Annotated in this window: 13 protein-coding genes; 6 read left to right on the forward strand and 7 right to left on the reverse strand. The window is 68.8% G+C overall.

All coding sequences use genetic code 11. The features are described from left to right. Positions 1–17 precede the first annotated feature (17 nt). The 4 genes from ACO2RV_RS09425 to ACO2RV_RS09440 all read right to left on the reverse strand — a co-directional run bounded on the left by ACO2RV_RS09425 (position 18) and on the right by ACO2RV_RS09440 (position 4,573). Positions 18–1,397, reverse strand: a complete 1,380-nt coding sequence (locus ACO2RV_RS09425; RefSeq protein WP_423292187.1) for a pyridoxal phosphate-dependent decarboxylase family protein — start codon at positions 1,395–1,397, stop codon at positions 18–20. A 137-nt stretch (positions 1,398–1,534) separates the two neighbouring features. Next, positions 1,535–2,572: an aspartate-semialdehyde dehydrogenase gene (locus ACO2RV_RS09430; RefSeq protein WP_423292189.1), complete on the reverse strand. Its 1,038-nt coding sequence runs from the start codon at positions 2,570–2,572 to the stop codon at positions 1,535–1,537. Between the two features lie 111 nt (positions 2,573–2,683). Next, a complete protein-coding gene (gene ispG / locus ACO2RV_RS09435) occupies positions 2,684–3,988 on the reverse strand; it encodes a flavodoxin-dependent (E)-4-hydroxy-3-methylbut-2-enyl-diphosphate synthase (protein WP_423292191.1) in 1,305 nt (434 codons plus the stop codon). 69 nt (positions 3,989–4,057) lie between these two features. Then, entirely contained in the window at positions 4,058–4,573 is a 516-nt protein-coding gene (locus tag ACO2RV_RS09440) for a Fur family transcriptional regulator (RefSeq protein WP_423292193.1), read from the reverse strand. 189 nt (positions 4,574–4,762) lie between these two features. Between ACO2RV_RS09440 and ACO2RV_RS09445 the strand changes: the two genes are divergently transcribed. Together ACO2RV_RS09445 and ACO2RV_RS09450 are read left to right on the forward strand one after the other, a co-directional pair. Further along, a complete protein-coding gene (locus ACO2RV_RS09445; RefSeq protein WP_423292195.1) occupies positions 4,763–5,542 on the forward strand; it encodes a 3-hydroxybutyrate dehydrogenase in 780 nt (259 codons plus the stop codon). Positions 5,543–5,560: 18 nt separating this feature from the next. Beyond that, complete coding sequence (locus ACO2RV_RS09450; RefSeq protein WP_423292197.1) at positions 5,561–7,108, forward strand: patatin-like phospholipase family protein; 1,548 nt, start codon at positions 5,561–5,563, stop codon at positions 7,106–7,108. Positions 7,109–7,132: 24 nt separating this feature from the next. On the opposite strand, the gene ACO2RV_RS09455 is transcribed toward ACO2RV_RS09450, so the two are convergent. Then, entirely contained in the window at positions 7,133–7,681 is a 549-nt protein-coding gene (locus ACO2RV_RS09455; protein WP_423292199.1) for an AAA family ATPase, read from the reverse strand. Between the two features lie 61 nt (positions 7,682–7,742). Between ACO2RV_RS09455 and ACO2RV_RS09460 the strand changes: the two genes are divergently transcribed. Next, positions 7,743–8,504 (forward strand): RluA family pseudouridine synthase, encoded by a 762-nt coding sequence (locus ACO2RV_RS09460; RefSeq protein WP_423292201.1) that lies wholly within the window; start codon positions 7,743–7,745, stop codon positions 8,502–8,504. Here the strand turns inward: ACO2RV_RS09460 and ACO2RV_RS09465 are convergent. After that, positions 8,485–9,456 (reverse strand): glucokinase, encoded by a 972-nt coding sequence (locus tag ACO2RV_RS09465; protein ID WP_423292203.1) that lies wholly within the window; start codon positions 9,454–9,456, stop codon positions 8,485–8,487. The genes ACO2RV_RS09460 and ACO2RV_RS09465 overlap by 20 nt on opposite strands. A 194-nt stretch (positions 9,457–9,650) precedes the next feature. On the opposite strand from ACO2RV_RS09465, the gene rsmB reads away from it, so the two are divergent. From rsmB to purH, 3 genes are all read left to right on the forward strand, one after another. Then, complete coding sequence (gene rsmB, locus ACO2RV_RS09470; protein ID WP_423292205.1) at positions 9,651–11,003, forward strand: 16S rRNA (cytosine(967)-C(5))-methyltransferase RsmB; 1,353 nt, start codon at positions 9,651–9,653, stop codon at positions 11,001–11,003. Between the two features lie 121 nt (positions 11,004–11,124). Beyond that, positions 11,125–12,843 carry a heparinase II/III family protein gene (locus ACO2RV_RS09475; RefSeq protein WP_423292207.1) on the forward strand — a complete coding sequence of 573 codons (1,719 nt, stop codon included), beginning with the start codon at positions 11,125–11,127 and terminating at the stop codon, positions 12,841–12,843. A gap of 104 nt (positions 12,844–12,947) precedes the next feature. Continuing rightward, a complete protein-coding gene (gene purH / locus ACO2RV_RS09480) occupies positions 12,948–14,537 on the forward strand; it encodes a bifunctional phosphoribosylaminoimidazolecarboxamide formyltransferase/IMP cyclohydrolase (RefSeq protein WP_423292209.1) in 1,590 nt (529 codons plus the stop codon). Between the two features lie 155 nt (positions 14,538–14,692). On the opposite strand, the gene ACO2RV_RS09485 is transcribed toward purH, so the two are convergent. Then, positions 14,693–15,400: an OmpW/AlkL family protein gene (locus ACO2RV_RS09485; protein ID WP_423292211.1), complete on the reverse strand. Its 708-nt coding sequence runs from the start codon at positions 15,398–15,400 to the stop codon at positions 14,693–14,695. Between the last annotated feature and the right edge of the window lie 227 nt (positions 15,401–15,627).

Below are 15,627 nucleotides of genomic sequence, written 5' to 3' on the forward strand. Positions count from 1 at the left end.
AGCCGGCAAGCCCCGTGTCAGGCGTTCAGTTCGTCAGCGGCCGCAATCACTTCGGACACGATGGCGCTTACATCGTCATCCGTCGTTCGATGATTGACGAAGCAGGCCCGCAGCGCGAACCGGCCGTGCACTGTGGCATTCGACAGATAGACGCGGCCGCGCGCGATCACGCGCTTCAGGATTGCCGGATTGTCCTTGGTGCGGTGGCGGAAGCACACGGCGCTCAGCGAAACCGGCGCCAGCAGCTCCAGGGCCGGGTTCGCGCGGACGGCTTCCGCCAGAAGCCGGGCGTGGCGCAAATCCTGCCCTATCGCCGCGCGAAACGCCCGGCGCCCATGATATTGCAGCGACATCCACAGCTTCAGCGCCCGGAACCGCCGGGAGAGTTCCATGGATTCCTCGAAGAAGGCAAACGCCTCAACGGGGTCCTCATTGGTGATGCTGACATAGTCGTCGCTGTGCGCGAACGTCCGGCGCGCGATGTCGGGATGGCGGTACAGCAGGCAGCCGCAGTCGAGCGGCTGGTACAGCCATTTATGCGCGTCGAGCGACAGGGAGTCCGCGCCCGCCAGGCCTTCGAATTTCGCCGGCGCCGCCAGCGCCGCCAGCGCGCCATAGGCCCCGTCGACATGCAGCCAGAGCCCCTCACGCCGGGCGATCTGCGTCAATTCGGGCAGCGGGTCGATGGCGCCGGAGACGATGGTGCCGGCGGTTGCGACGATGGCGATGGGCGTATGTCCGGCCGCGCGGTCGGCCGCGATCGCGGCTTCCAGCGCCTCCGGCCGCATGCGGAACTCATCGTCGACGGGGATCAGGCGCAGGTTGTTGCGGCCGATCCCCAGTAGCGCGACCGCCTTCGGGATCGACATATGCACCTGCTCGGACGCATAGATGACGCCGCCGCGAACCCCGGTCTCGTTGGCGGGCAGTATGGCTTCGCGCGCCATGGCCAGTCCCATCAGGTTCGCCGCCGAGCCGCCGCCGCACAGGCTGCCGGTGAAGCCGGCGCAGCCGACGGCTTCCGCCAGCCAGCCGACCACGGCGCGCTCGATCGTTGCCGCCGCTGGCGCGGACCGCCAGGAGGTCACGTTCTGATTGAGCACGGCGGCGAGCAGCTCGCCCAGCGCGCCCACCGGCTCGCCCGAACCGAGGACATAGCCGAAGAACCGCCCGGTGGCGGGGCGCACATGCTCGGCGATGAGGGTGAAGTCCTGCAGGACCTGCCCGCCGCGCCCCTCCTCGGCCCAGGGCCGCGCGAAAAGCTCCGTGGTCTGCCGGCCGCTGGTCGAGGGATAGGCCGCACGCGCATCAAGCGAGGCCCAATAGGTCTTGGCAAGACCCATCGCCTCGTCGGCCAGCCGCGACAATTCCCGATTGGAGATTTCAAGCTCGTTCATGGTGCCGCCCGCCGAAACCTTCGCAGCATCGCTTCTTCGCGCAGAGCGCGCAATCATGAGTGTGAGGGCGGCAGCCCCGAAACGACAACGGCCGCCCGAGGGCGGCCGTTGCACGTTTCACGATCGATCGAAGAGGCTCACGCCGCCTTCTGCGACTTCGGCAGCAGCAGCTTGCGGTTCACCAGCACTTCGGCGATCTGCACCGCGTTCAGCGCCGCGCCCTTGCGCAGATTGTCCGACACGCACCAGAAGGAGAGGCCGTTCTCCACCGTCGCATCCTCGCGGATGCGCGAGACATAGGTGGCGTCCTCGCCGGCCGCCTCGTAGGGCGTGATGTAGCCGCCCGGCTCGCGCTTATCGACCACCAGCACGCCCGGCGCGTTGCGCAGGGCCTCGGTAGCCTCCTCGACGGTGATCGGCTTCTCGAACTCGACGTTGACGGCTTCCGAGTGCGAGATGAACACCGGCACGCGCACGGCGGTGCAGGTCAGCTTGATCTTCGGATCCAAGATCTTCTTGGTCTCCGCCATCACCTTCCACTCTTCCTTCGTGTAGCCGTCTTCCATGAAGACGTCGATGTGAGGGATGACGTTGAAGGCGATGCGCTTGGGGAACTTCTTGGCTTCGACCGGATCCGAGACGAACACGGCGCGGGTCTGCGCGAACAGTTCGTCCATGGCGTCCTTGCCGGCGCCGGAGACGGACTGATAGGTCGCCACCACCACGCGCTTGATCGTCGCCAGATCGTGCAGCGGCTTGAGGGCCACGACGAGCTGGGCGGTCGAGCAGTTCGGGTTGGCGATGATGTTCTTCTTGGCGAAGCCCTTCACCGCATCGGCGTTCACTTCCGGCACCACCAGCGGAACGTCGCTGTCGTAACGGAAGGCCGAGGAATTATCGATCACCACGCAGCCCTGGCGGCCGATCTTGGGCGACCACTCCTTGGACACCTCGCCGCCGGCCGACATCAGGCAAATGTCGGTGTCGGAGAAATCGTGGTGCTCCAGGGCTTTGACCTTGAGCGTCTTGTCGCCGAAAGAGACTTCCGTCCCGACCGAACGGCGGGAGGCAAGCGCGATAACCTCGTCCGCGGGAAAACCCCGCTCGGCAAGGATGTCGAGCATTTCGCGGCCCACATTACCCGTGGCACCGACGATGGCGACCTTGTAGCCCATGATCCATCTCCTGAAGGCCCTGCCATTCACAGGCTCGGGCGAGCGCGGGCTTTTACGCGATAAGGCGCCAGAGGGCAACGGGCGCCCGCGCATTGGCCGCTTTGCGCAGGCTCACTCCGCCGCGTCCACTTCCCCTGTGCGTCCCGTTATCCCGAAGCGGCGCGCCACATAGTCCTCGACGATCTTCTTGAAGTCGTCGCGCAGGCTCGGGCCGCGCAGGGTCATCGCCTTCTTGCCGTCGAGATAGACCGGCGCGGTGGGGAATTCGCCGGTGCCGGGCAGCGAGATGCCGATGTCGGCGTGCTTGCTCTCGCCGGGCCCGTTGACGATGCAGCCCATCACCGCGACGTTGAGCGTCTCGACGCCCGGATAGTGCTTCTTCCATTCCGGCATGGAGGTGCGGATGAAGTCCTGCACCTCGAAGGCGAGTTCCTGGAAGGTGGTGGAGGTGGTGCGCCCGCAGCCGGGGCAGGCGGCGACCAGCGGCACAAAGGTGCGCAGGCCCATGGTTTGCAGCATTTCCTGCGCCACCGTCACCTCGCGGGTGCGGTCGCCATTGGGTTCCGGCGTGAGGGAGACGCGAATGGTGTCGCCGATGCCCTGTTGCAGCAGCACGCCCATGGCGGTGGAGGAGGCGACGATGCCCTTCGAGCCCATGCCCGCCTCGGTCAGGCCGAGATGCAGCGCATAGTCGGCGCGGCGGGCGAGCTCGGCATAGACGGTGATCAGGTCCTGAACCGCCGAGACCTTGGCGGAGAGGATGATCTTGTCGCGCGGCAGGCCGATCTCCTCGGCCAGCGCGGCGGACAGCAGCGCCGAGCGCACCAGCGCCTCGCGGGTGACGGCGCGCGCTTCCGCCGGGCGCGGCAGCTTCGCGTTGGCGTCCATCAGCGCGGTCAGCAGATCGTTGTCCAGCGAGCCCCAATTGGCGCCGATGCGCACCGGCTTGTCGTGCTTGATCGCCAATTCGACGATGGTGGCGAAGTGGCGGTCGCGCTTCTCGCCGAAGCCGACATTGCCGGGATTGATCCGGTACTTGTCGAGCGCGCTCGCGCAGTCCGGGTACTTCGACAGCAGCAGGTGGCCGTTATAGTGGAAGTCGCCGACGATAGGGGTGTCGAGCCCCATTTTCAGCAGGCGCTCCTTGATCGCGGGCACCGCCATGGCGGCTTCCTCGCGATCCACCGTGATGCGCACGATCTCCGAGCCGGCGCGGGCCAGCTGGGCGATCTGCCGGGCGGTGCCCTCGGCGTCCGCCGTGTCGGTATTGGTCATGGACTGCACCACCACCGGCGCGCCGCCGCCGACGGTGACGTTGCCGACGCGCACGGCAATGGTCTGCCGGCGCGGCGCGGGGCCGGCGGCTTCCAGATCGGGCGCGACGATGGGGGCGAGCGCGTCGGTCACGGCGTCCATGGCGATCTCTTCCGGGCGGTCATCAACCGCATTGCGGTCGATCCGGGTTAAGCCTCCGCGCCGTCACGGTCAACGGGCCGCTTCCGCGATGAGTTCCGCCTTGGAAGTCGCCGCCTTGCAGCGGGCGCAGGTGCCGGGAATCTCGATCACCGAGGCGCGCGGGGTGAAGCCGGCGGCGCGCGCGGCCCAGGAAACATCGCGCCCGATGGCGTGCGAGGCGACTTCCGAGGTGAGCCCGCAGGCCTCGCAGATCAGGAACACGATCACGTCATCGCGGGCGTGGTCGCGGCCGCAGGCAATGTAGGCGTTGAGGCTCTCGATGCGGTGGGCGAGCCCCTCCGACACCAGGAAATCAAGCGCGCGATAGACCGACATGGGCGGCGGCCGGTCGCCGCTGGCACCGAGCCGCTCGACAAGCTCATAGGCGCCGAGCGGGACGTGGCTGTCGGCGAGACCTTCCAGCACGCGCCGCCGCAGCGGCGTCAAGCGCGCGCCGCGCTCGCCGCATGACGTCTCCGCGCGCGCCAGCGCGTCGGAGACGCAGGCGCTGTGATCGTGATCATGCGAACGGTCGCTGGCTGTCATGTCGCCATCTTAACCCGACGGTAGGGATGCGGAAACTGCTGTGGCGCATTTGCGTGCGCCGCAGCGATAAGTGCTTTGCACGACATGCGAGCGTGCTAGCGTAGCCCATGTGGGAATTCCAACGGCGCGGCGCGAGGCCCGGTCGCGGGCCGATGCCGGCCCCCATTTCAATTTTCAGGAGCGCCTTCGATGCTTAAGGGAAAGAACGCCGTCATCACCGGCTCCACCAGCGGGATCGGCCTCGCCATCGCCCGCGGGCTGGCAGCGGAAGGCGTGAACGTCACGCTGAACGGCTTCGGCGACGCGGCGGCGATCGAGAAGGAGCGCTCGGGCATCGAGAGCGAGTTCGGCGTCAAGGCGATCTATTCCGGCGCCGACCTCACCAAGGGCTCGGAATGCGCCGCCCTGGTGAAGTTCGCCGAGGACACGCTCGGCTCGGTCGACATCCTCGTCAACAATGCCGGCGTGCAGCACGTGTCGCCGGTCGAGGAGTTCCCCGACGACAAGTGGGATCTCATCATCGCGCTGAACCTTTCCGCCGCCTTCCATGCCATCAAGGCCGCCGTGCCGGGCATGAAGGCGCGCAAATGGGGCCGCATCATCAACACCGCCTCGGCCCATGCGCTGGTCGCCTCGCCCTTCAAGTCGGCCTATGTCTCGGCCAAGCACGGCATCGCCGGCCTGACCAAGACCGTGGCGCTGGAGACCGCGACCTTCGGCATCACCGTGAACGCGATCTGCCCCGGCTATGTCTGGACGCCTCTCGTCGAGAAGCAGATTCCCGACACCGCCAAGGCGCGCGGCATCACCGAGCAGCAGGTGAAGGAGTTCCTGCTGGCCGAACAGCCGACCAAGGAATTCGTCACCGTCGACCAGGTCGCGGCGCTCGCCGTATTCCTGGCCGGCGACAGCGCCCGTTCGATCACCGGCTCGATGCAGCAGATCGACGGTGGCTGGGTCGCCGAGTAAGTCAAGCGGAGACACGGCGTGGCCCAGACCCCCAAGATGCCGGCGCGGCGCGGCCGCGCCAAAGCCGCCATCACTCCGGCCAAGCCGGTGGCCGAGGTCGCGGTCGCTCAGGCGGTGCCTTCTGCGCCGGCTGAACCTGCGGCCAAGCCCGCCCGTCGCGCGCCGGTCAGGAAGGCTGCGGCCAAGCCCAGCGAACTGCCGGCGGCTGTGTCAGCGGCGCCGGCCACGCCGGATGTGTCGCCGCCGGTGGCAGAGAAGGCGGCCGCCGGGCAGCCCGTGGTCAAGAAGCCCGCAAGCAAGCAACCTTCGGCCAAGCCGTCTGCCAGCAGGACGACGGCGCCGGCCCCCGTCGCCGTCGCTCCGGTGAAGGATGAACCCGTTGCCGCATCGGCTCCGGCTGAACCGACACCGGCTGGCCAGGCACAGGCCGAGGCGGTTGCGGGAGCGCTGGCGACGCCGACCGGCAAGGCGGAGGTCAAGCGCAAGCCCGGCCCGGCCGCGGCGGCCAAGGCCGCGTCCGGCGCCGACGGACCTGCGCTCAAGCCGATCAATCTGGCGCTTCAGGGCGGCGGCGCACACGGCGCCTTCACCTGGGGCGTGCTCGACCGGCTGCTGGAAGATGGCCGCATCGCCATCGAAGGGATTTCCGGCACCAGCGCCGGGGCGATGAACGCGGCCGTGCTGGCCACCGGCCTGGCGCGCGGCGGCAACCAGGGAGGGCGCGAGGCGCTCGACCGCTATTGGCGCGCCGTCTCCAAGGACGGGCGCACCAGCCCGTTGCAGCGCACGCTGCTCGACCGGCTGATGGGCAACTGGTCGCTGAACGCCAATCCCAGCTACATCGCCTTCGACATGATGAGCCGGTTCCTGTCGCCCTACGACTTCAACCCGCTCAACATCAACCCGCTGATGGACCTCATCAACGAGCATGTCGACTTCGGGGCGGTGCAGTCGTGCCGCCATGTCCACGTCTTTGTCAGCGCCACCAATGTGCACACCGGCAAGGTGCGGGTCTTCGCCAAGCATGAGCTCACCGCCCAGGCGATCATGGCCTCGGCCTGCCTGCCCTTCATGTTCCAGGCGGTGGAGATCGACGGCGTGCCCTATTGGGACGGCGGCTATATGGGCAATCCGGCGCTGTTCCCCTTCTACAACGCCGTGAAGACCGACGACATTCTGCTGGTGCAGATCAACCCGATCATCCGCCGCGAGACGCCGAAGACGGCGCGCGACATCAACAACCGGATGAACGAGATCACCTTCAACGCCTCGCTGCTGGCGCAGCTGCGCGCGGCGGAATTCGTCACGCGGCTGCTCAAGCACGGCAACCTCAAGAAGAAGGGCAGCGGTATCGACGGCTATCGCGACCTGCGCCTGCACCGCATCGACGGGGCGGAGAAGCTGATCGCGCTCGATGCTTCCACCAAGATGAACGCGGAATGGGAGTTCCTGCTGTTTCTCAAGGCCATCGGCCGCGAGGCGGCGGAAGCCTTCCTGGAGCAGCACTTCGACGACATCGGCGTGCGCTCGACGCTCGATGTGGGCGAGGAGCTGCGGCGGGGCTAGCTCTCGACGCGGGGCGGCGCCGGCTCAGCCGAGTCGTGCGCGCACAAAGCGGACCCGCTCGTCGACGGGAAGACAGGGAAGTTGGAGTAGCCGGTAGCCGAGCCGGGTATAGGCGGTGGCCAGCGCCCGGAAGGTGGCTTCGGCTTCGGCGAAATCCTGGCGCCGCTCGCTGTCCCGACGGTAGATCGCTTCCCAGGGCGGGGCGATGAAGACCGTTTCGTTGTAGCGAAAGCGCCGGGCCGCCTCTTCCACATGGGCAGGCACCTCCAGGCCGGTCAGCTCCAGATAGCCGATGATGTCGGGCACCCCGCGATCGAACAGGACCGGGCCCGCGACCTCCCGCGCTTGCTCATGCGAGCGCATCTCCCAGCCCAGCATCTGCTCGGCGAAGGCGGCGGGGGCGCGCCAGGGCAAGGCGAGCCCGTCAATGGCGCTCTGATGTCGGATGATGGCGCGTCCCGCTTCCGGCATGGTGGCCAGTCCCTCGCTGGCCAGTGCCGCGATCAGGCTGCTTTTGCCCGCTCCCGGCCCGCCGGTCACGATGTGAAAACGCCGGGTATCTTCGTTGCTCATCTCTTCTCTCCGCTGGCGGGACTACTCGACGTGGCTTCCGCTTTATGATGTGACACGCGGCATGGAACACCTGTCCGCGTCACCTTCCGAACCGTCCTTCGACATCGCCGCCCGCGTGCTGCACCGCGACGGCATGATGCTCGTCATCGACAAGCCGGCGGGTCTGGCGGTCCATAAGGGGCCGAAGGGCGGCGAGACGCTGGCCGACCATCTCGACGCGCTACGCTTCGGCCTGCCCGGCGCGCCGGAGCTGGCGCACCGGCTCGACAAGGACACCTCCGGCTGCCTCGTGCTGGGCCGTCATCGCAAGGCGCTGGCGGAACTCGGCAAGGCGTTCGCCGACGGCACGGTCGGCAAGACCTATGTGGCGGTGGTGCGCGGCGTTCCGAAGGAGCCGCGCGGGCGCATCGAGCTGCGACTTTCCAAGCGCTCGCCGACGCGCGGCTGGTGGATGGCGGTCGATCCGAAGGGGCAGGAGGCGATCACCGAATGGGAGCGGATCGCGACCGGCGAGGGCTTCGCCGTGCTGGCGCTATCTCCGCTCACAGGCCGTACGCATCAGCTGCGCGTACATCTCGACGCCATTGGCCACCCGATCCTCGGCGACAGCATCTATGGTGGCGCCTCGCGGCTGCCGGGCGGGCCGATCCTGCACCTGCATTCGCGCCGGGTGGTGCTTCCGCAGAAGAAGGGGCGCGAGGCGATCGATGCGCGCGCGCCGCTTCCCGCCCATATGCGGGCAACGCTGGAGCGGGCGGGGTTTGACCCCGCCGCACTGGAGGCCGCGGCGGACGCGGCTGTGTTCACACCACGCGCAGGTTAGGCTTCAACGTTTTCGCCAGGCGCCCGCCGAGCTGGCCGCAGCCGATGAGGCCCGGCGTCGGGTGGGTGATGATGTTGACCGGCGTCGCCGCCAGCCGCGCCTCGAAGGGCGGATGCTCCTCGAAGGCCTCGCGGAACGGCGAGCCTTCGAAGAACGGTGCCAGACCGGCCGAGACGCCACCGGCGAGATAGACGCCGCCGCGCGCGCCGAGGATCAGTGCGAGGTCGCCGGCGATGCGCCCGAACAGCCGCAGGAAGGTGTGGCAGGTGGCGAGGGCGTCGCCCTCGCCACGGCCGGCCGCGGCGATCACCGCCTCGGGCGCGATGGTCTGCCCGGTGAGAATGGCGTGGATGCGCGCGAGGCCCGAGCCCGACAGCGCGTGCTCGACCGCGACAGGCCCCAATTCGCGCAGCATGTGGGCGAGGATATGGACCTCCTCGGCATTGGCGGCGCCGAGCCGCACCCGCCCGCCTTCGCCGGTGAGGGCGTGGAACTGCCGGCCGATACGCAGCAGGCCGGCCGAGCCGAAGCCGGTGCCGGGCCCGCAGACGAGGATCGGCTTGTCCGCCTCCGCCACGCCCTGGCCGACCGGCACGAGGTCGCTCGGACCCAGCGCGGGCACGCCATAGGCGAGCGCCTCGAAATCGTTGACGGCGGCGAATTTCTGCCAGCCGAAATGCCGCCGGATCGCGCGCTTGGAGAAGGCCCAGTCGCGATTGGTGAGCTTCACGAGCTCGCCGTCGGCCGGGCCCGCCACCGCCAGCACCGCGCCGCCGACCGTGCGCACCACCGCCGGCTCGCGCTGGGCGAGGTCGGCCTCGATCATCGCCTCGAAGCCCGCGAACGAATCGTTGCGGTGGATCTGGATATCTGCCGGGACGCCGTCCTTGCCGACGAGGGCAAGGCGCGAGGAGGTTCCGCCGATGTCGGCGATCAGGATCAGATGGGGCATGAATCAAACGCTGCGAGGGACGGCGGGCGGATGCAAGGGATAGGAGACGATCTCACGGCCTTTCACAAGGGTTGCCGGACAGGAGCGTCGGGACAAGTCGGCAGAAGTGGTTCTGGTTCACTCGGGTGCGCTCCCGGTTCCCGCATGGGCCTCGCATGTTGCGTTCGCGTGCCAGCCGGCCTAGTCCCTCGGGGATGAACGAGAAAACGCCCCGCACGCGCCAGCCCTCCCGTCCCGCACCCGCCGCCCGCGGCCGGGCGCCCGATGTGCCGGGCGTTGGCGTGCGCCGCGCCGCCGTCGAGGCGATCGAGGCCGTGCTGGAAAAAGGGCGCCCGCTCGAAGAGGCGCTGGAACGGCTCACCCGCGAACTCGACGACCGCGACCGGGCGCTCGCCCGCATGATCGCGGCGACCACGCTGCGCCGTCTCGGCAGCCTGAGCGCGCTGATCCGCTCCATGCTGGAGCGCGGCCTGCCTGCGAGCGCGCGCCGGGTGCAGACGATCCTGCAGGTCGGCGCCGCGCAGATCCTGTTCATGGACGTTCCCGACCATGCGGCGGTGTCCACCGGCGTCGCGCTGGCCAGCGAGGATCAGGCCAGCGCCGGCTTTAAGGGGCTGGTCAATGCCGTGCTGCGGCGGATCGCACGCGAGGGGGCTTCGAGCCTGCCGGACGTGCCCGAGCAGCCGCAATGGATGATCGATGGCTGGACGGCGGCCTATGGCCCGCAAGCCGCGCATGCCATTTCCCATGCGCTGGCGCAGGAGGCCGCCCTCGACCTCACCGCGAAGGCTGACGCCGCCGAATGGGCCGAGAAGCTCGGTGGGCATCTCTTGCCAACCGGCTCGATCCGGCTCGTCGAGGCCGGCAATGTCCCGGCGCTGGCGGGATTCGAGGAGGGCGCCTGGTGGGTGCAGGATGCGGCGGCGGCGCTGCCGGCGCTGCTGCTGCACGCCGCGCCCGGACAGACCATCGCCGATCTCTGCGCCGCGCCGGGTGGCAAGACCGCCCAGCTCGCGGCCAGCGGCGCGCGGGTGACGGCGGTGGACCGTTCCGGCCAGCGCCTGCGCCGGCTGACGCAGAACCTCGCCCGCCTCACGCTGGAGGCCGAGGTGGTGGAGGGGGATGCGGCGTCGTGGAAAGGCGGGCCGTTCGACGGCGTGCTGATCGACGCGCCGTGCTCGGCGACCGGCACCATCCGCCGCCATCCCGATGTCGCCTGGACCAAATCGCCGGGCGACATCGCCAGCCTTGCGGGGCTTCAGGCGCGCATCCTGCGCAACGCGGCGGATCTGGTGAAGTCGGGCGGCGTGCTGGTCTATTCCACCTGCTCGTTGGAGCCGGAGGAGGGCGAGCGCCAGATCGAGGCGCTGCTCGCGGCGCGCGAGGACTTCGAGCGCGATCCCGTTCGGCCCGGCGAATGCGGCATCGATGCCGCGTGGATCAACGCGGCCGGCGAGGTGCGCACCCTGCCCGTTCATCTGCCGGATGCCGATCCGCGTCTGGCCGGGCTCGACGGATTCTTCGCGGCGCGGCTGCGGCGGCGGTGAGGCCGCACGCGCGCCGGGCGCGCTGCTGGACCTTCGCTGTGGCTTGGGTAAGCTGCCACACTGGGGAGGGCGGCTGCGTGCCCGAGAAGATCGACGGAAATCGACAGGGGATGAGGCGCTAATGGCCCGCGACGTCTACGCGGACCGCGCCCGCATGGCGCGGTTCGTGGCGGATTCCGGCTGGCGGCGCGTGTGCGTCTTCGCCATCGCCCATCGCTGGTTTCCCTGGCGCTCGCGCTCGGTATCGGTGCCCTCGCGGCTGCTGTTCGCGCCGCATGACCTGCGCACCGGCGATCCGACCCGTGCCACCGAATTCTATTCGGGGCGCTTCGCCTTCGCCGGCAAGGTGGTGCTGACCGACGGCGCCTCGCCCTTCGAGGTCGAGCCGCCCTCGCGCGAATGGGCCGAGGAGTTGATGGCCTTCGGCTGGCTGCGCCACATGCAGGCCGCCGGGACTGCGATCGCGCGGGCCAATGCGCGCGCCCTGGTCGGCGACTGGATCGCCATGCGCGGGCATCGCCTGGCGGTGGCGCTGGCGCCGGAGATCGCCGCGCGGCGCGTCATCAGCTGGCTCACCCAGTCGCCACTCATCCTGCAGGACGCCGATTCGAGCTTCCACCGCCGCTATATCCGCAGCCTCACCTCGCAGGTACGCTACCTCAAGCGGGTGAGCCCGCATGTGCGCGACGGTCGCCCGCGCCTCATCTGCGCGGTGGCGCTGTGCTTCGCCGGCCTGTGCATGGCCGACCAGCCGCGCCTGCTGCGGTTCGCGCAGAGGCGGCTGGTGGAGGAGCTCGACCGGCAGATTCTCGCCGATGGCGGTCCTGCCAGCCGCAATCCCGGCATGCTAATCGAGGTGCTGCTCGACCTGCTGCCGCTGCGCCAGTGCTTCGGCGCACGCCATTTGCAGCCGCCGGCGGCGCTGCTCAACGCCATAGACCGCATGATGCCGATGCTGCGCTTCTTCCGGCATGGCGACGGCGTGTTCGCCCATTTCAACGGCATGGGGCCGACGCCGGCCGACTGGCTGGCCACCGTGCTCGCCTATGACGATGCGCGCGGCCGGCCGCTCTCCAACGCGCCCTATTCCGGCTATCAGCGCATGGAGGCGGGCGGCACGGTGCTCATCGCCGATACCGGCCTGCCGCCGCCGCTCGCGCTCTCCGACGAGGCGCATGCCGGTTGCCTGTCCTTCGAGCTGTCGTCCGGCCGCAACCGGGTCGTGATCAATTGCGGCATGCCGGCGACCGGGCGGGAGGAGTGGCGTGCGGTGGCACGGCAGACCGCTGCCCACTCGACCGTCACCGTGGAGGACACCTCCTCCTGCCGGTTCATTTCCAGTGGCCTGCTGCGGCGGGTGTGCGGCACGCCGGTTATCGACGGTCCGGCCTCGATGCATGTCGACCGGGGGGAGCGCGGGGGTGCCGACGTGCTGCGTGCCAGTCATGACGGTTATGCCCGTCGTTTCGACCTCATCCACCAGCGTTCCTGGCGGCTCTCCCCCGATGGCGCGCGGCTCGACGGCGAGGACCTGTTCCGTGTCGCCCATGGCGAGGAGTTCGCCGCCGACGGGCGCGACCGCTATGCGATCCGCTTTCACCTGCATCCGGCGGTGCAGCCCTCGCGCGCGGCGGACGGGCATACGGTGATCCTGCGCATGCCGGACGGCGACGACTGGGCCTTCACCGCGCCCGAGGCGACGGTGACGATCGAGGAAAGCATCATCTTCGCTGGCGGCGGCGGACCACGCCGCACCGAGCAGCTGGTCATCACCGGCCGGGCGCATCTGGTGCCGCACGTCGCCTGGGCGTTCCTGCGGATGCGGGCGCTGCGCCCCTGAACGCGCGTGCCTGCACGGCAGGGCTGCGGCGGGCAAAGGTTCACGCGGCGGCGCAGACGTGATAGGGCGGCGCCCTGTCACTCAGCAAATGCAATGGCCCGCTCATGTCGACCGATGTCCGCCCCATCGCCCGTGCGCTCCTGTCCGTTTCGGACAAGACCGGGCTCGTCGCCTTCGCCGAAAAGCTTGCCGCGCGCGGCATCGAGCTGGTCTCGACCGGCGGCACGCGCAAGGCGCTTGCCGATGCCGGGCTGAACGTGCTCGACGTGTCCGACCTCACCGGTTTTCCCGAGATGATGGACGGGCGGGTGAAGACGCTGCATCCCGGCGTGCATGGGGGCATCCTCGCCATCCGCGACAATGCAGAGCATCAGGCGGCGATGGCCGCGCACGCCATCAAGCCGATCGACCTCGTGGTGGTGAACCTCTATCCGTTCGAGGCGACGGTGGCGCGCGGCGCCGATTATGACGAGTGCGTCGAGAATATCGACATTGGCGGGCCGGCGATGATCCGCGCCGCCGCCAAAAACCATGCCGATGTGGCGGTGGTGGTCGATCCCGCCGGCTATGAGCTGGTGCTCGCGGACCTCGCCGCGCAGGGCGGCACCAGCTTCAAAACCCGTCGCAAGCTTGCCCAACTGGCCTATGCCCGCACCGCCACCTATGACGCGGCGATCACCCGCTGGTTCGCGACCGTGGAAGGCGAAGAGGCGCCGCGCACCCGCATCTTCGACGGCACGCTGACCGAGGCGCTGCGCTATGGCGAGAACCCGCACCAGAGCGCGGCGTTCTATACCGGCGGCGCGCCGCGCCCCGGCGTCGCCACCGCCCGCCAGTTGCAGGGCAAGGCGCTGTCCTACAACAACCTGAACGACACCGATGCCGCCTTCGAGGCGGTCGCCGAATTCAATCCCGCCCGCGCGCCGGCGGTAGTCATCGTCAAGCATGCCAACCCCTGCGGCGTCGCCGAAGGGGCGAGCCTGGAGGAAGCCTATCGCAAGGCGCTGGCCTGCGACCCGACCTCGGCCTTCGGCGGCATCGTGGCGCTGAACCGCCCGCTCGATGCCGAGGCGGCGCGCGCCATCGTCGACATCTTCACCGAGGTGATCGTCGCCCCCGGCGCCACCGAGGAGGCGATCGCCATCGTCGGCGCCAAGAAGAATCTTCGCCTCCTGGTGACCGGCGCGCTGCCGGACCCGCGCGGGGCGGGCATCGCGGTGAAGTCGCTCGCCGGCGGCCTATTGGTGCAGTCGCGCGACAATGCGGTGGTGGACGACATGGAGCTCAAGGTCGTCACCAGGCGCGCGCCGACCGCCAAGGAACTGGCGGACCTCGCCTTCGCCTTCCGCGTCGCCAAGCATGTGAAGTCGAACGCCATCGTCTACGCCCGCGATCTCGCCACGGTGGGTATCGGCGCCGGGCAGATGAGCCGGGTCGATTCGGCGCGCATTGCCGCGCAGAAGGCGCGCGATGCGGCGAGTGCCGCCGGGCTTGCCGAGACGCTGACCAAGGGCTCGGTGGTTGCCTCCGACGCCTTCTTCCCCTTCGCCGACGGTCTCTTGACGGCAATCGAGGCAGGGGCGACGGCGGTGATCCAGCCGGGCGGCTCGATCCGCGATGCGGACGTGATCGCCGCCGCCGACGAGGCGGGCATCGCCATGGTGTTCACCGGCGTGCGGCACTTCCGCCACTGAGCGGGAATCGCTTTCCGCCTCGGCTGCGATCCCGGACATGGCCTCGCGGCCGTTCCGGGATGACGACGTGACAAAAAAGGCCGGCTTGCGCCGGCCTTTTTCGTTTCCCCCAACACGGGAAGGTCTTCCCCAAGACCCTCCCGCAGGCCCCACGCTCAGAAGCGATAGGTGACGCCGCCGCCGATCAGCCACGGATTGAGATCGGCCTTGCCGGTCAGTACCGTCGAGCCGACCGTCGCGGTGAAGTCCGGTTCCAGGAAGATCTTCTTCACGTCGAAGTTCACGCCCCAGTGCTCGTCGATCATGTAGTCGAAACCGGCCTGCAGCGCCCAGCCCCAGGTGTTTTCAATGTCGAGCGTATCGACCGCGTCGCCCGACTGGTCGAAGAAGAAGGTGTAGTTCACGCCGGCGCCGATATAGGGCTTGAAGGCGCCGAAATTGGTGAAGTGATACTGCAGCGTGAGGGTCGGCGGCAGCAGCCACGCGTCGCCGATCTTGCCGAGCGAAGAGACCGAGCCCGCCGCGTTGACGTTGGCCGAGGCCGCGCCGAGGACCAGTTCCGCCGCCCAGTTGTCGGTGAAGTAGTAGGTGATGTCGAGTTCGGGAATGACGGTGTTGGAGTAGTCGAGATCCGAACCCGGAATTCCGTCGATCGTGCCGCCGCTGTCGGTGATGAGGGCGAGCCCGCGCAGGCGGATCTGCCACGGGCTGCGCTCCTCCACCACCGGCACGGCCGGCGCCTTGTAGACCGGCGTGGCGATGTCGGCCGCGTAGGCCGAGGACATGGCGAGCGGCGAAGCGGTCACCATGAGCAGCGCAGCGGCTGCCGAGAACTTGTTGAAACCGAAACGACGCGTCGTCATGTGCAAACCCCTTTTAGCCCCAGCCCGGATCGTCGTCCGGTTCATATCGGGCAAGGTGATGCCAGCCGCGCCGCCGGCGCTTGATCCAGGTCAAGGCTTCGACCCGTCGCCGCCATTGTGTGACCGCAATGCAACATGAGGCTGTGCCGTCATCCGGCCGAAAGGTATAGGATGCACAAAAGCCCCCGGCCGGCCGCCATGAGCGGACGAGACGCACGGCACGAGGC

Source organism: Ancylobacter sp. VNQ12 (assembly GCF_049445835.1).
Lineage (GTDB): Bacteria > Pseudomonadota > Alphaproteobacteria > Rhizobiales > Xanthobacteraceae > Ancylobacter.

Bases quoted from the DNA above. Each gene is read 5' to 3' on its own strand.
- ACO2RV_RS09425 (WP_423292187.1), bottom strand. From the start codon at position 1,397: ATGAACGAGCTTGAAATCTCCAATCGGGAATTGTCGCGGCTGGCCGAC.
- ACO2RV_RS09430 (WP_423292189.1), bottom strand. From the start codon at position 2,572: ATGGGCTACAAGGTCGCCATCGTCGGTGCCACGGGTAATGTGGGCCGC.
- ispG (WP_423292191.1), bottom strand. From the start codon at position 3,988: ATGGACGCCGTGACCGACGCGCTCGCCCCCATCGTCGCGCCCGATCTG.
- ACO2RV_RS09440 (WP_423292193.1), bottom strand. From the start codon at position 4,573: ATGACAGCCAGCGACCGTTCGCATGATCACGATCACAGCGCCTGCGTC.
- ACO2RV_RS09445 (WP_423292195.1), top strand. From the start codon at position 4,763: ATGCTTAAGGGAAAGAACGCCGTCATCACCGGCTCCACCAGCGGGATC.
- ACO2RV_RS09455 (WP_423292199.1), bottom strand. From the start codon at position 7,681: ATGAGCAACGAAGATACCCGGCGTTTTCACATCGTGACCGGCGGGCCG.
- ACO2RV_RS09460 (WP_423292201.1), top strand. From the start codon at position 7,743: ATGGAACACCTGTCCGCGTCACCTTCCGAACCGTCCTTCGACATCGCC.
- ACO2RV_RS09465 (WP_423292203.1), bottom strand. From the start codon at position 9,456: ATGCCCCATCTGATCCTGATCGCCGACATCGGCGGAACCTCCTCGCGC.
- rsmB (WP_423292205.1), top strand. From the start codon at position 9,651: ATGAACGAGAAAACGCCCCGCACGCGCCAGCCCTCCCGTCCCGCACCC.
- ACO2RV_RS09475 (WP_423292207.1), top strand. From the start codon at position 11,125: ATGGCCCGCGACGTCTACGCGGACCGCGCCCGCATGGCGCGGTTCGTG.
- purH (WP_423292209.1), top strand. From the start codon at position 12,948: ATGTCGACCGATGTCCGCCCCATCGCCCGTGCGCTCCTGTCCGTTTCG.
- ACO2RV_RS09485 (WP_423292211.1), bottom strand. From the start codon at position 15,400: ATGACGACGCGTCGTTTCGGTTTCAACAAGTTCTCGGCAGCCGCTGCG.